The sequence below is a fragment of the Helicobacter sp. MIT 99-5507 genome, from assembly GCF_003364295.1.
Taxonomy (GTDB): domain Bacteria; phylum Campylobacterota; class Campylobacteria; order Campylobacterales; family Helicobacteraceae; genus NHYM01.
On the sequence record NZ_NXLO01000004.1, the window covers coordinates 98730 to 113649 of the forward strand.

Consider the following 14920-nt stretch of genomic DNA (forward strand, 5'->3'; position numbering starts at 1 on the left):
GGGTGTATTGTGAAATATATTTATGATGATTTAAAAGATAAAAATATTTTAATTACAGGTGGAGCAGGGTTTATTGGTAGTAATATAGTGCATTATCTAAATAGATATCATGGAGAATCTAAAATATTTATATTTGATAAATTTAGAGATAATACAACTTTTGAAAATGGAAATTTAACTTCGCTTGGGCATTTTAAAAATCTATTAAATTTTAAAGGTGAAGTTATAGTTGGAGATTTGGCAAATAGCAATGATTTGAAAAAATTAGATAAATATAAATTTGATTATATTTTTCATGAAGGTGCGATTTCTGATACTACTTGCAAAAATCAAGAATTGATAATAAAGACAAATTTTGAGAGTTTGGATTATTTTATAAATAAGATAAAAGAGAGTGAAGGGGTATTGATTTATGCATCATCTGCTGCGACATATGGCAATTCAAAAGCTCCAAATATAGTCGGTAGTGGAGAATCTCCAGAAAATGCATATGGATTCTCAAAGCTATTAATGGATATGAAACTTCGTGAAATTATTCAAAATAATGAAGATGAAAATTTTAAAATTATTTCCCTTAGATATTTTAATGTATATGGAAGTAGGGAATATTTCAAAGGCTCTACCGCGTCAATGATATTACAGCTTGCTCTTCAAGCCCTAAGAAACAAAAAGGTTAAGTTATTTGAGTTTGGTGAGCAAATTAGGGATTTTGTATATATCAAAGATGTAGTTCAAGCAAATATAAAAGCCATAGAAGTAAATAAAAGCGGAATCTACAATGTAGGAAGTGGAGTTGCTAGAAGTTTTAATGATATTGTAGATATTTTAAAATTGCATATTGGTGATTTTGAAGTAGAATATATAAAAAATCCTTATAGCTTTTATCAAAATCATACACAAGCAGATATATCACAAACTATAAAAGATTTATTTTATGAGCCTAGATATACTCTAGAATCTGGAATAAAAGATTATATTGATGAAATAAAAAGGATATACAAAGATACAAAATGAATGATTTATTTAATTACAAGCCAAATATTTTAGTTGTAGGTGATTTGATGCTTGATAGCTATATTTATAGTGAATGTAGTCGAATTTCACCTGAAGCACCTGTGCCTGTATTAAATATCAAAGATGAAAATAATCGTCTAGGCGGTGCATGCAATGTAGCAAATAATCTTTTAGCTTTTGGTGCAAATGTGTCATTGTGTGGCTTTATAGGTGATGATTATGATGGCAAGATTCTGTTATCAATGCTACAAAATATCCATATTGATACAAAATTTATAAAAATTTTATCAAATTATCATACGATTAAAAAAACAAGACTAATAGCACAAAATCAGCAAATAATGAGAGTTGATAAAGAATGCGATAAGGTTTATTTTGATTTTTCTACTCTTTTAGATGATATAGCTTTAAGTATTCAAAATTTTGATAGCGTGATTTTAAGCGATTATGCAAAAGGTGCTCTACCTACGCAATTTACACAAGATTTAATCACTCTAACAAATAAATATAATAAGCCAATTTTATGCGACCCAAAAGGCATAGACTATTCAAAATACAAAAATGCAACCATTATCACTCCAAATAAAAAAGAAGCCCAAAGTGCAACTAATATTAAAATAGATTCTAATACCTCTCTTTTTGAAGCAGGGTTTAGGCTAAAAAATGAGTTAAATTTAAAATATTCAATTATCACCCTTAGTGAAGATGGTATGGCTATTTTTGGTGATGATATGATAAAGATTCCAACTCTTGCTAAAGAAGTATTTGATGTAACAGGTGCAGGCGATAGTGTGATAGCAGCTCTTGCTTTTGGGCTATCTTGTGGGCTTGATATAAATGAGAGTGCAAAATTTGCAAATGCAGCAGCAGCTGTAGTTGTAGGTAAAGTTGGTAGTGCAACTGCAAAATTATGCGAAATAATAAATTATAATTACGATTTATCATATATTGATGATAAATTGCTAATTAAGAATCTAAAAAAAGATGGCAAAAAAATCGTATTTACAAATGGTTGTTTTGATATCTTGCATCGCGGACATATAACATATCTAAAAGAAGCAAAAAGTTTTGGTGATATTTTGGTTGTTGGATTAAATAGTGATAATTCTGTGCATAAATTAAAAGGTGATAATCGACCTATTAATAACCAAGATGATAGATTATTTATGCTTAAAAATTTGTCTTGTGTTGATTTTGTGATTCTTTTTGATGAAGATACACCTTATAATCTAATCAATGAAATAAGACCAGATATTTTGGTAAAAGGTGGAGATTATAAGGATAAAGAGGTTGTCGGTAGTGATATTATCAAAGATGTAAGGATTGTTGATTTTGTAGCAAATAAAAGCACAACAAATATTATTAATAAAATCAAAGGAATTTAAAATGAAAGATTTTATACAAAGTGAGTTTTTTTCACATATTGATACTGCTCAAAGCACTTTGAAATTATTAGTTGATGATATATCTAAAGCTTGTGATATTATGATTAAGGCATTAAAAGCTGGTAATAAAATAATGGTTTGTGGAAATGGAGGTTCAGCTGCAGATTCTCAACATTTCGCAGCAGAATTAAGTGGTAGATATAAATTAAATAGAGAAGCTATAAGTTGTGTGGCTCTTAGCACTGATACTTCAGCAATAACTGCTATTGGTAATGATTTTGGATTTGAATTTATTTTTTCAAGACAAGTTGAAGCACTGGCAAAATATGGAGATGTTTTGCTAGCAATTTCTACAAGTGGTAATTCTGCTAATATCATAAAAGCAGTAAATGTGGCTAAATCAAAAGGTTGTAGTGTAGTAGGATTAAGTGGCAAAGGAGGCGGTGAGCTAAATGCTTGCTGTGATTTAAATATTGTTATTCCAAGCTCAAATACCCCTAGAATCCAAGAAATGCATTTGATTATTGAGCATACGATTTGTGATATTTTAGAGAGAGAACTTGCATGAGTAGTGAGATAGTATTTCCTAATATGCAAGATTTCTTTTTAGATAAAGCAAAAGATGGGATAATAATAAAATACGCAGATATATTTTTTGGCAAATATTTTATATATATCCTAACACCACAAAATATTTTATATCCTTGTGTCATCTATAGCCATACAATGCATCCAAATGAATACATAAAACACAATAAGCCTTTTGTTCATTTTTGTAATTGTAATGAGCTTTGGAGTATATATGATAAAGATTCTACGATACTAAAAGCTAAGATTCCAAGCAATAGATTGTTTGATTTTCAAGTAGGATTAGGAAGGCATAGCTCAAATAAATTATTTTATAATGTAGAGCTTCCATTTTGCACTAATTGCATAAAAATATATGAGAGATTATTTTTGAAGTTTTTTGCTAATGAAAAATTTGAAATATGGAATATGTTATTTTCAACAAAAAGAGTAATAAAGATAGAAAAAATAGCAATTGAAGATTCTATAAATTTAGATTCTAGATTCTGTGCATCAGATGTTGAAATTGGCAATGGTTTCTTTTATTTAAATAGAATAGATTAGAAGTATTTAAACAAAGGATATAAATGGCATTAGTTGGCAATCTTTATAATCTTGAAATGATGTTTAATAAAAGCGAGGCTTTGCAAGTTTTGTATAAATATTTATCAGAATCTCTAGATTCTAATTTAGATACTTATAAACGCATTACTAATCTTGATTGTAAAAATGATAGGATAGAAAATAGAGTAGATATAGGTTTTGGAATGATTGCAATTGAGCAAAGCTATAAAGTAAATGATGGAAATTTTGAATCTCATAATAAATATATTGATTTTCAGCTTATGATAAAAGGTGCTGAATATATGGAATTTGGCAGTATAAATGATTTTGAGATTTCTAGTGAATATGATGAAAATAAAGATGTCATTTTGTATCATAAAAATAATAATACATCAAAGATACTATTAAAAGAAAATACTCTAGCGGTATTTTTTCCATATGATGTGCATAGAGGTGGGCTTAGGGTTGATTGTGATATAGTCTATAAAAGTGTTATTAAAGTTCCACATAAATTATTAAAATTTTATTTTTAGATGTCTAAATTCGCCATAATTTTTATTTTTATTTGTTTTGCATATAGCAATGATTGCCCTAGTATAAATGATATAACTGGATATTGGCTAAGCCCAAAAGATGAAATAACAGGCAGAAGTGCTATTGTAAAGATTATAAAAAAAGATGGTAAATATTTTGGTTATAAAGTTGTATTTTTAGATTCCTTGCCTAGTCAAAATGATGTAAATAATGATAAATATTCTCTAAGAGATAGAGCTATTATAGGCAGTGTTTATATTTATAATTTAGAGCGTAATGCAAGCAATTCATACATAAATGGCAGATATTATGATTTTAATATAGGAAAGACATTTCATACTCGTTTGAAACTAGAATGCAATGAACTTATTTTTATCATTAGTGTAGATAATATCGGCATGCTTGGTTCAAAGCGGATTTATAAGTATATTTCAAAAGATGATGTAAAATTTTATATCAAAGATGAAGTGATGCCAGATTTTAGTGGTATAGATAATTAATTAAAGGAGACTTGTTTTGAGATTTGATAGAATGTTTTGGCAATGGATATTTGGTGTATTTTTTTTAGTATGGATTATCTTTAGTGCTCCAAAACTTAACTATTTAGGCTTATTTAATATCATTGGTATTTTTTTATTATTTATTGGAATCTTAGGCAGGCTTTATGCTACATTGTATATTGGTGGGATAAAAAATGGCGGAAGAGATGGCAATAGTTTTGTTAGTGATGGTATTTATAGAGTATGCAGGAATCCGCTTTATTTCTTTTCTTTTGTAGGATTGCTTGGAATTTTATTTTTAAAAGGACAATTGATTTTAGTGATAGTAGGGGCAATATTATTTTTGCTTATATATAGATTCACGATTTTAGGGGAAGAAAGATTTTTGAGTGATAAATTTGGAGATTCTTATAAGGAATTTTTAAAAAACACACCTAGATTCTTTCCTGATTTTTCTAGATTTAAATATAGTGAGAGATTGGAGATTAGACCATTTTTCTTGCATAAAGAAATAAAAAGAGCATTTGTATGGCTTCTTGGAGCTCTTTTTATATATATAATATCAATATTGCAGAATCTTGGATTCTTGCCTGTGTTAATTATGATTTATTAGGATATTTAATTCATATTCATTTAAGATTCTAATACCAAGCTCACGTGCTTTATCTAGCTTGCTACCAGCATTAATTCCAGCTATGAGCATAGTGGTTTTTTTGCTGATACTTGAGCTTATATTTGCACCTAGATTCTCCAATCTCTTTGCCATTTCATCTCTGCTTATTGAAAGTGTGCCTGTAATAACGACTATTTCTCCATTTAGTATGCCATTGTTTTTTTCTATTGTTGGTTGTATTATCTTTAATAATTCATTTATTAGTTCTTTATTTGTTTCCATAAAAATAGTTAATGACTTTGCACTTTCGCTTCCTATGCCATCTACTGCTATTAATTCATCATAGCTTATATCAAAGATTCTAAATCCAAATAATTCAACTAGCTTTTTGCTTGCATTTTCACCGATATGTTCTATCCCTAAGGCATTGATAAATCGCCATAGTTCGATATTTTTGCTTGATTGTATAGAATCTAATACATTTTGTATCTTTTTTTCTTTCCAGCCCTCTTTGTTTTCAAGCATTTCTCTAGTGATTTTGTATATATCTAATATATTATTTATGATTTTTTCTTCAAATAAAAAATCAATTATCTTATCGCCAAGCCCCATCATATTCATAGCTTTTTTGCTGCAAAAATGAATGATAGAATTTTTCACCCTTGCTTTGCATTGTAGATTCTGGCATTTTATAAGTATATTTTCTACCAACAGCTCGCTATTGCATATTGGACAAAAAGATGGCTTGCTGATTTTTATCTCATTTCCATTTCTTAGCTCTTTTATGGGTTTTATGATTTTTGGTATTACATCTCCACTTCTTATTATTAATACATTATCATTAATTCTTATATCTTTTTTTTCTATCTCTTCAAAATTATACAATGTAGCTCTACTTACGCTTGCACCTTCTATATTTATAGGTTCTAGCTCCGCAACTGGTGTAATTACTCCGCTTCTACCAACACTAAAACTAATATCTAGAATCTTTGTTTGTTTTTCAATAGGTGGAAATTTGTAAGCTACGGCAAATCTTGGATTTTTAGCTGTATATCCAAGTGAATTTTGTAAATTTAAACTATCAAGTCTTACTACCATACCATCAAGCATGATATCATATGTATGTCGAATTGAAATTAGCTTATTATAAAATGCTTCTACTTCATCTAAATTATTACATTTAGTGCTTAGTTTTGTATCTATAAAGCCAAATTTTTTAATCATATTTAATCTATTAAAAAAACTATTTTCATCAATATCAAAATATCCAAAACCCCAAGGAATAAATTTTAATTTTCTTTTTTTTGTGATCTTAGAATCTAGCTGTCTTAGGCTACCTGATGCGGCATTTCTAGGATTTGCAAATATACTTTCATTATTTTGCATTCTTTCTTTATTTATTTTTTCAAAGTCATATTTATTGATGATAACTTCACCTCTAATTTCGATTTTATCAAGATAAGGAATGCTAAGAGGGATAGAATTTATCATTTTTGCATTTTCTAAGATGCTTTCTCCTGTATTTCCATCACCCCTTGTTGCAGCACTAATTAATACACCTTTATCATATGTGAGATTCAAACTTGCTCCATCAAATTTTGCATCACACATAAAAGTAATATTTGTATCATATTTGTTGATTCTATTTTTCCAAGCATTCAATTCATCAAAATTAAATACATCATCTAAGCTCCACATTCGCTCAATATGTGTAATTTTTTCAAAATTTTCTTTTATCTTATCACCAACCCTTTGTGTTGGTGAAGTGCTATCTATGTGATTTGGATTATCTTTTTCATAAGCTACTAATTCAAAATACAATCTATCATATTCATCATCACTTGTAATCGGGTCATCTAAAACATAATAGTGATGAGCCATTTTTTTTAAAAGTTCTGTTTTTTCTTTATAAGTTTGAAAATCCATAATACTCTTTTTAAATACAAAATTTTAAAGTTAAAATTATATAATATCCAAATCTTTATTTAAGGAGATAAAGTTGATAAGGAAAGAAAATTGGTAAGTAAAATAGTAGAAAATACAGAGTTGCATTTGCTTAATGAAGTCCAATTTTTATGTTTTTTAATTGAAGAAGATGGTGAATTATATGCTACAAATGTATTTAAGGTTCGTGAAGTAGTTCATTATACTGATGTTATCACTAAAACAGAGGGTGAAGATAATGGTGTAGTGCTTGGTTTTATTACTATGCGCGGTGAATCTATTCCGCTGCTTGATTTGCGAAGATGGCTTTTTTATAATCCAGAATCTAAAGTCAATAACCTTAAAGAATTTTCCATTAATTCAAGTAAAGAACTTGTTGTTATTTGTGAATTTAGTGGATACACGGTTGGACTTAAGATTTATTCTGTAAAAAGAATCATACAAAGAAATTGGAATGAAGTGATTACTGGAAGTCAGTATGGATTCCAAAAAAATGGTAAAGTCATTGCTACTACAAAATTTGATGATGGTAAGATTATTCAGATTCTAGATGTAGAAAAAATGCTTAGTGAAGTATTTCCTATGGTTAGCGGTGATGAAAGTATTGGCATGCAGACACTTGAGCGCATAAATAGCAATAAGATTATTTTGCTAGCCGAAGATTCTGCATCTGTTACAAAATCAATGCAATTTATATTAGAAAAGTTTGGGCTTAGATATTATACTTTTCCAAATGGAAAGGGATTATTGCAGTTTTTAGAGCAAAGTGATAATGTCCAATCAATTGGAGCAGTTATCACGGATTTGGAGATGCCTGTAATATCTGGTTTTGAAGTATTAAAACAAATGAAAAATGATAAAAGATTTCAGCATATACCTGTGATAGTTAGCACTTCAATGAGCAGTGATTCAAATATACAAATGGCAAAATCTTTGAAGGCAGACGCATTTATCACTAAATTAAAGCCTATTGAGCTTGAATTTGAATTAAGAAAGATTCTAGAACATACTAGTTTGTAGTTTTTGCTACAATCGCAAAATTAAATTTTGATTGGATATTTTTATGCTTAGAACACATTTATGTAGTAATTTAGATGAAAAAAATATTGGAGAGAGTGTAACACTTTGTGGATGGTGTAATACTTATAGAGACCATGGTGGCGTTGTTTTTATTGACTTAAGAGATAAAAGTGGTATTATTCAACTTGTTTGTGACCCTTCTAGCCCTGCTTATGAAAATGCAAGTTTGGTTAGAGATGAGTTTGTATTGATAGCAAGTGGCGTCATTAGAAGTCGTGGCGATGGCTTAGAAAATCCAAAGCTAAAGACAGGAAAAATCGAGGTTGTATTAGATTCTCTTGTTATAGAAAATAAAAGCCAAACTCCACCAATTACAATAGGTGATTTAAATACAAATGAAGAGCTAAGGCTTAGATATAGATATTTGGATTTGCGTTCAAAAGAGTCATTTGACACTTTCAAGCTAAGAAGTGATATATCGCTTAAAGCTAGAGAATCTCTCTCAAATATGGATTTTTTAGAGGTTGAAACTCCAATTTTAACTAGAGCTACTCCAGAGGGTGCTAGAGATTATCTAGTGCCTAGCCGTGTGCATAATGGTGAATTTTTTGCTTTGCCACAAAGTCCGCAATTATTCAAACAACTACTTATGGTAGCTGGCTTTGATAGATATTTTCAAATTGCTAAATGTTTTAGGGATGAGGATTTGAGGGCAGATAGGCAGCCAGAATTTAGTCAAATTGATGTTGAAATGAGTTTTTGTTCTCAAGATGATGTAATAGAAGTCGCAGAGACTTTACTAAAAGATATATTTGCGATCTGTGGGTATTCTATACAAGTGCCATTTATTCGTATGTCATATCATGAGGCTATGGAAAAGTATGGAAGCGATAAACCAGATTTGAGATTTGATTTGGCTATGGTTGATGTTGGCGAGTGTTTTGTAGATTCTAATAATGATATTTTTAAAAATATTGCAAGTAATTTAGATAAAAATAGATTTAAAGCTTTGAGAGTGCCAAATGGGGATAGTCAATTTAGTAGAAAATTGCTTAGTGAATGTGATGATTTTGTCCGCAAATTTGGTGCTAAAGGACTTGCCTATATTCAAGCTAGAGATGGTGAGCTAAAAGGTCCTATTATAAAATTTTTAAGTGATTCTTCTTTGAAAAAAATGAAAGATTTATTAGATATAAAAGATGGTGATATTGTATTTTTTGGTGCAGGAGAAAAGCACTTGATATGGGATTATATGGGAAGGTTGAGGTTAAAAATTGCCTCTATTATGAATCTTATTAATAAAGATGAATTTAAATTTTTATGGGTTGTTGATTTTCCTATGTTTGAATATAGTGATAATAGACTAAAAGCTTTGCATCATCCTTTTACAATGCCAAGTAATATTGATGAAGAGAATCCTTTAAATATGAATTCTATTGCCTATGATGTAGTATTAAATGGAATCGAGCTTGGTGGTGGAAGTATCAGAAATCATAAGCTTGATATTCAAAAAAAGATATTTAATATACTTGGTATTGATGAAAAACAAGCAAATGAGAAATTTGGATTCTTGCTTGATGCATTAAGCTATGGTGCCCCGCCACATGGTGGATTTGCAATAGGTCTTGATAGATTGGTGATGTTGCTTGCAAAACAAAATAGTATTAGAGATGTTATAGCATTTCCAAAAACACAAAAAGCTACTTGTTTGCTTACAAATGCTCCAAGTAGCGTAAGTAGCGAGCAGTTGAGAGAATTAAATATTAGATTTAAAGAAAAAAGCAGTTCTTAATTTTTTAAAAAGATTCTTTTAGAATCTAAGCCTGCTATTCTCAATTTACCCTTTTTTAGCAGCTTTTTAACTCCAAATAAACACCTTTCTTGTAAATTGCCTAGCAAGAGGCAAGTTTTTCTAAATTTTAAAAAATCGTATAAATAAATGGTGCTACTGCACTGCCTTGAGCTAGCACGATAAGCGCACCAAGAAAAAGCATGACTAATATAAGTGGAAATAACCAAAATTTCTTTCTTGCGCGTAAAAAACGCCAAAGCTCTTTAATAAGATTCATAAACTTACTCCTTTTTTATTGATTGCAAAATAATTTATTAGAATTGCTCTTTCATTGAGTGCATTTTCTCTCTTCTTTCGATAAAATAACTCCTTTTATCGCGTTCAAATTGCTGAGTTAGGCAGTCTCGTCCAACAATACGAAAGATAATTGCAATTGGTGTAAAAATCCCAAAAAATAGCACAAATAAGATTGTGCGTGAAATGCAAAATCCCATAATCTCACCAAAAATAAGCCATATACGATATATAGGGCGAAGTGCTGTAGGGTAGGGTAAGCAAGCTATGCAAAATGCACATATCACAAGAAGCCAAAGACGCATTTGAACACCATTTAGCAATGGAGTAAGTGCAAAAATAAGGCATATAATAGACCAGATTCCTAAAAAGATGCGTAAATCTTTTGTGCTGATATTTTTGTTTAAAATTTGTGCAAAGTGTCTTTGCAGGGCTTTTAGTGTATTCATTTTGTAATCCTAGAATCTAAAATAATAGGATTTGCATTAGATTCTATAAATTGTGCAAGTTTTTTAGCAAGAAGATTATTCATAAGCATATTTGGGTGCAAATCACAACGATGAATAGCATATTTAAGGCGATTTCTTGCAAAATCATCTATCATATGACTTGCAAAAAAATAAGGAAAATCTTGATTTGCAAGCCATTCTTTAATGGCTTTTTCATCTTGCAACTCATTCTTATCGCTTAGATTATGTGAATCTATAAGGACAAAGTGCAATCGCGTGCCAAATTGCTCTTGCAGTGTTTTATCTATTTCATTTAAAATCCCAAAATATAAGTCATTGTAAGTTTTATTAGGCTTATAGCGAGGTTGTAGATATACAAAGAAATAACTTTTTTTGAGTTGATGAAAAATTTTATTTTTGATTTTTATCCAAGAATTTTTTTCTTTGTTTATCCATTCAATCCTTCCATCACTAAGCTTAAATCTAGGAGCATATGAATCCTCCCAAGGACTAATCCCATTTGCACGTTCTATATGTTGAGGAAGACTCTCATAAAAAGCTATTATTTCTATGCAATCTTTTGTTTGTTCTTGTACTATGCCATTTTTTAACAATGCAAGGGCTTGATGAGGTCCATATCCATGAAATCCAAGATTTATAATCTTATAGGAATAATTAAGATATCTATTGATATAGTATCCAAGCGTTTCATCGCCTTGCACGCCTTCACCAATAGTAAAACTATCTCCAAAAAGCACTATACATTTTTTAGAAGCAAGATTAGAATCTGGAGTTTTTCGATAACCATTTTCCCCGCTTTCATATATCACATCATAAATTACTTCATCTCCATTCATTCTTTTTGAAGAGGCTTTTATATTTGGGTTTGCTTTGTAGCCTGTAGTGGAATCTTGTGTCATATAATCAGTATTATAATTTCCTAAGGATTGTATTTGGCATTTATTTGTGCTTTGTGGTTTATATAAATATCCCCAAATCTCGCCTATACATAGACACAATGGAATAATGCTTATATATACAAAGAAAAGTTTATATTTTTTTGTATGCAATAGCGCAAAGATGATTACTCCAAACAAACAAAGTTCAATCCAAAAATAAGGTATTATAGAAAAACCATAATCACGCATAAATACACCATCAAGTTTAAGCAATATCGCACTTAATGGCATAAGCGCGATAAAATAAAATATTGGCTTACATACAAGCGATCTAAGTGATATATTCATTATTGCTCCTTTTAAAATTTATATTTGCATAGAATCTAAAAGTAACTCTAATAGCCTTTGTAGCTATTTTTAAGAATCTATCTTTAGTCAAGCTCATAGGATTCTTTTAAATCTTTGTATTTATACATATTTTCCTTACTTTGCTTTTCCTTATAAAGCACGAAATCTTCAATAACAAGCATATCCATTTCACAGCCCATAAAACATGCAAAGCTATGTTCTGGCGTGCAAACGATAGGCTCTCCTCGGACATTAAAACTAGTATTTACAAGCACAGGGCAATTTGTAAGCTTATAAAACTCATTTAAAAGTGCGTAATAGCGAGGATTTGTCTCTTTATGCACACTTTGAATCCGTGCTGAATAATCTACATGCGTAACGCTTGGAATCTCACTACGAATGCAATTTAGCTTATCAATCCCAAATAATTTTTCTTCTGTTTTACTTATTTTTTTACGCTTAGATTCTGCTATAGGTGCGACAAGCAACATATATGGTGATGCACAATCAATCTCAAAATATTCACTTATATGTTCAAATAATACACTTGGAGCAAAGGGACGAAAGGATTCTCGGTATTTAATCTTAAGATTCATTTGTTTTTGCATAGTGGTATTGCGCGCATCACCAAGAATTGAACGTGCCCCTAAAGCACGAGGACCAAATTCACTTCTACCTTGATGCCAGCCTATCACTTTTCCTTCACTCAAAGCATTTGCAGTAAGCTCAATCACTTTTGAAAATGGTAGATATTCATAAACTGCACCAAGAGAATCTAATATAGCTTTAACTTCAGTATTACTAAAAGATAGCCCTAGATACGCACCTTGCATAGAATCTTTTAGCATAGTAAGTGGATCTGTAGGCAATGCAGCAATATGGGATAAATTACTATGTATTGCTTTTGTTTTATAATGCACATTTAATTGTATATTTGTAGAATCTTTCTTATTATAAACCTTAGAATTTTGTTGTGTTGCAGGAGATTTATTGGTAGAGTTAAGAAACTTTTCTTTAGATTCTATATATGTTTGCTCTTTTAAAAATTCATAATAAAACCCAAGAGCACAACCTATCGCACTTCCTGCATCACCACTTGCAGGTTGTATCCAAAGCCCCTCAAGTATGCCTTCATTTTTAAGATTCTTATATATTTTTCCATTTCCTACGCAATTTAGTGCAACACCGCCACTAAGACATAGATTCTTAGAATTTGCAATCTTTAATGCTGTGCAAGACAATAAAAGCATCACCTCTTCAGTTACAGCCTGAATAGAGGCAGCTAAGTCCATATGCTCTTGTGTTAGCATGCTTTCGCTATTTCGTTTTAAGTGCAAGAATAATGAATCAAATCTTGCATTTGTCATTTTTAACCCATAAGTGTAGGAAAAATACTTCATATTTAATCTAAAACTTCCATCGGGTTTTATATCTATTAGTTCTTGCTTGATTAACTCTTTATATTTTGGTGTGCCATATGGTGCTAATCCCATGACTTTGTATTCACCAGAATTCACCTTAAAGCCTGTATAATATGTAAATGCAGAATATAAAAGCCCTAAAGAATGTGGAAAATGAAGCTCTTGTAAAATTTCTATATTTTTGTCTTCACCCTTGGCGATACTTGTTGTGCTCCATTCACCCACGCCATCAATCGTAAGAATGGCAGATTCTGTAAATGGGCTTGGATAAAATGCTCCGCTTGCATGGCTAAAATGGTGTTCGCTAAAACGTAAGCGCTCAATTACTTTTTTCTTAAAAGCCTTTATTTCATTTTTGCTTTTGTGTGGATAAATTGTAGCATATACTGCACTTAGCTCATTTGCAAGTGTTTCTTTTAAAAATAGCTTTTCTTTAAGCCACACTGGAATAGCTTTAATAAAGCTAGCAAATCCTCTTGGTGCAGTTGTTAGGTAAGTCTCAAGTAATCGCTCAAATTTTAAAAATGGCTTATCATAGAAAACAAAATAATCAATAGAATCTAAAGAAAAAGTAGAATCTAAAAAATTAGATTCTACTAAGCCATTATTAGAGGCTGTTTCTACCCCCCCCCATTATCGTCTTTTTATTTAAAGCCAAAAAATTAAGTGCAGAAATTAAAGCAAGCTTTGGAAAAGATTCATCGCCTTTTTTGCGAGAGAGACGCTCTTCTTGGAGTGCAAAAAGTATCTTATCATCGTGTAATACGCATATTGCGCTATCATGGTAGTAAGCAGAGATCCCTAAAATATACATACATAGCCTTGAAATAAGAGTAAGTAAAGCTACAATCATACAGAAAATTTGAGATTTTAGCAATAAAGTTTTTTGTGATATTGGTATGGTTTAATATTTAAAATAATATATCAGTCCTTTTATGCTTAAAATATGCCTACAATCAAAGCGCTAAAATAGATGGTATCACACCAAATATAGAAAATATAAACAACAAAAGCTATAAAATCTCACGTCCATTTAATATCATAACAAAAGATACAAACCCGCTTATAGAAGATTTCTTGAGTTATTCTATCAGTGCAAAAGAAGTGATTGAGAAAGCCGGCTATATCGCTACAAAAAGCACAAAATTTAGCTCTAAAAAAAGCGGAAAGATAGTCATTGCTGGTTCAAGCTCTATAACACCGCTAATGGAAAAGCTCGTAGAATCTTATAAGAATATAAACCCAAATGTAAGCATAGAAATCCAACAATCTGATTCTACAACAGGTATAAACTCCGTGCTTGAAGGGATAGCAGATATTGGTATGGTTTCAAGAGAACTTAAGAGTGCAGAGATTAACAAGGGTATAAAAGTGCAAGTGCTAGCTATCGATGGGCTTGCTGTGATAGTAAATAAAGCAAATACGATAGATAATCTCTCAAAAGATGCAATAAAAGCAATATATACAGGTGAGATAACTAACTGGGATAAGTTAAAGTAAGCTATTAAAGAAATAAAGGGTTTTTTAGATTCTTAGGTGGATATTTTGTTTTATTTTAAAAATTTTTATACAAGAT

General features: G+C 30.3%; 16 protein-coding genes and 1 pseudogene. 10 read left to right on the forward strand and 7 right to left on the reverse strand.

The features are described from left to right. The first annotated feature begins 9 nt into the window (after positions 1–9). From rfaD to CQA42_RS07290, 7 genes are read left to right on the forward strand one after another with little or no spacing between them, the layout of a single operon-like run. The gene (gene rfaD / locus CQA42_RS07260) at positions 10–1014 is read left to right on the forward strand and encodes an ADP-glyceromanno-heptose 6-epimerase (protein WP_115584032.1); all 1005 of its coding nucleotides are present in this window, start codon (positions 10–12) and stop codon (positions 1012–1014) included. Then, a complete protein-coding gene (gene rfaE1 / locus CQA42_RS07265) occupies positions 1011–2399 on the forward strand; it encodes a D-glycero-beta-D-manno-heptose-7-phosphate kinase (protein ID WP_115584033.1) in 1389 nt (462 codons plus the stop codon). The genes rfaD and rfaE1 overlap by 4 nt, the downstream gene beginning before the upstream one ends. 1 nt (position 2400) lies before the next feature. After that, the gene (gene gmhA, locus CQA42_RS07270; protein WP_115584034.1) at positions 2401–2967 is read left to right on the forward strand and encodes a D-sedoheptulose 7-phosphate isomerase; all 567 of its coding nucleotides are present in this window, start codon (positions 2401–2403) and stop codon (positions 2965–2967) included. Further along, positions 2964–3530 carry a hypothetical protein gene (locus CQA42_RS07275; protein WP_115584035.1) on the forward strand — a complete coding sequence of 189 codons (567 nt, stop codon included), beginning with the start codon at positions 2964–2966 and terminating at the stop codon, positions 3528–3530. Before gmhA ends, CQA42_RS07275 begins: the two co-directional genes overlap by 4 nt. A 23-nt stretch (positions 3531–3553) precedes the next feature. Next, positions 3554–4063, forward strand: coding sequence for a YhcH/YjgK/YiaL family protein (locus CQA42_RS07280; RefSeq protein WP_115584036.1), 510 nt, complete (start codon positions 3554–3556; stop codon positions 4061–4063). After that, a complete protein-coding gene (locus tag CQA42_RS07285) occupies positions 4064–4564 on the forward strand; it encodes a DUF2147 domain-containing protein (RefSeq protein WP_115584037.1) in 501 nt (166 codons plus the stop codon). 16 nt (positions 4565–4580) lie between these two features. Next, positions 4581–5177, forward strand: coding sequence for an isoprenylcysteine carboxylmethyltransferase family protein (locus CQA42_RS07290; RefSeq protein WP_115584038.1), 597 nt, complete (start codon positions 4581–4583; stop codon positions 5175–5177). Here the strand turns inward: CQA42_RS07290 and ligA are convergent. Further along, on the reverse strand, positions 5160–7103 hold the full coding sequence (gene ligA / locus CQA42_RS07295) for an NAD-dependent DNA ligase LigA (protein ID WP_115584039.1): 1944 nt from the start codon (positions 7101–7103) through the stop codon (positions 5160–5162). The genes CQA42_RS07290 and ligA overlap by 18 nt on opposite strands. 90 nt (positions 7104–7193) lie before the next feature. Between ligA and CQA42_RS07300 the strand changes: the two genes are divergently transcribed. Both CQA42_RS07300 and aspS read left to right on the forward strand, forming a co-directional pair. Continuing rightward, complete coding sequence (locus CQA42_RS07300; RefSeq protein ID WP_115584040.1) at positions 7194–8141, forward strand: chemotaxis protein; 948 nt, start codon at positions 7194–7196, stop codon at positions 8139–8141. 43 nt (positions 8142–8184) lie between these two features. Further along, on the forward strand, positions 8185–9933 hold the full coding sequence (gene aspS / locus CQA42_RS07305) for an aspartate--tRNA ligase (RefSeq protein WP_115584041.1): 1749 nt from the start codon (positions 8185–8187) through the stop codon (positions 9931–9933). Between the two features lie 127 nt (positions 9934–10060). On the opposite strand, the gene CQA42_RS08290 is transcribed toward aspS, so the two are convergent. The 6 genes and pseudogenes from CQA42_RS08290 to CQA42_RS07325 all read right to left on the reverse strand — a co-directional run bounded on the left by CQA42_RS08290 (position 10061) and on the right by CQA42_RS07325 (position 14158). After that, complete coding sequence (locus CQA42_RS08290) at positions 10061–10210, reverse strand: DUF5989 family protein (protein WP_181881523.1); 150 nt, start codon at positions 10208–10210, stop codon at positions 10061–10063. A 37-nt stretch (positions 10211–10247) separates the two neighbouring features. Next, the gene (locus CQA42_RS07310; protein ID WP_115584042.1) at positions 10248–10676 is read right to left on the reverse strand and encodes an SxtJ family membrane protein; all 429 of its coding nucleotides are present in this window, start codon (positions 10674–10676) and stop codon (positions 10248–10250) included. Continuing rightward, positions 10673–11923: a hypothetical protein gene (locus tag CQA42_RS07315; protein ID WP_115584043.1), complete on the reverse strand. Its 1251-nt coding sequence runs from the start codon at positions 11921–11923 to the stop codon at positions 10673–10675. The genes CQA42_RS07310 and CQA42_RS07315 overlap by 4 nt, the downstream gene beginning before the upstream one ends. 83 nt (positions 11924–12006) lie before the next feature. After that, entirely contained in the window at positions 12007–12771 is a 765-nt protein-coding gene (locus CQA42_RS08480; protein WP_309544427.1) for a carbamoyltransferase C-terminal domain-containing protein, read from the reverse strand. 225 nt (positions 12772–12996) lie between these two features. Further along, positions 12997–13911, reverse strand: a pseudogene (locus tag CQA42_RS08485) (carbamoyltransferase N-terminal domain-containing protein); the annotation flags it as partial. Positions 13912–13951: 40 nt separating this feature from the next. Beyond that, positions 13952–14158, reverse strand: a complete 207-nt coding sequence (locus tag CQA42_RS07325) for a carbamoyltransferase N-terminal domain-containing protein (protein WP_115584045.1) — start codon at positions 14156–14158, stop codon at positions 13952–13954. A gap of 263 nt (positions 14159–14421) precedes the next feature. Between CQA42_RS07325 and CQA42_RS07330 the strand changes: the two genes are divergently transcribed. Then, entirely contained in the window at positions 14422–14844 is a 423-nt protein-coding gene (locus CQA42_RS07330) for a substrate-binding domain-containing protein (RefSeq protein ID WP_258865594.1), read from the forward strand. The last annotated feature ends 76 nt before the right edge of the window (positions 14845–14920 follow it).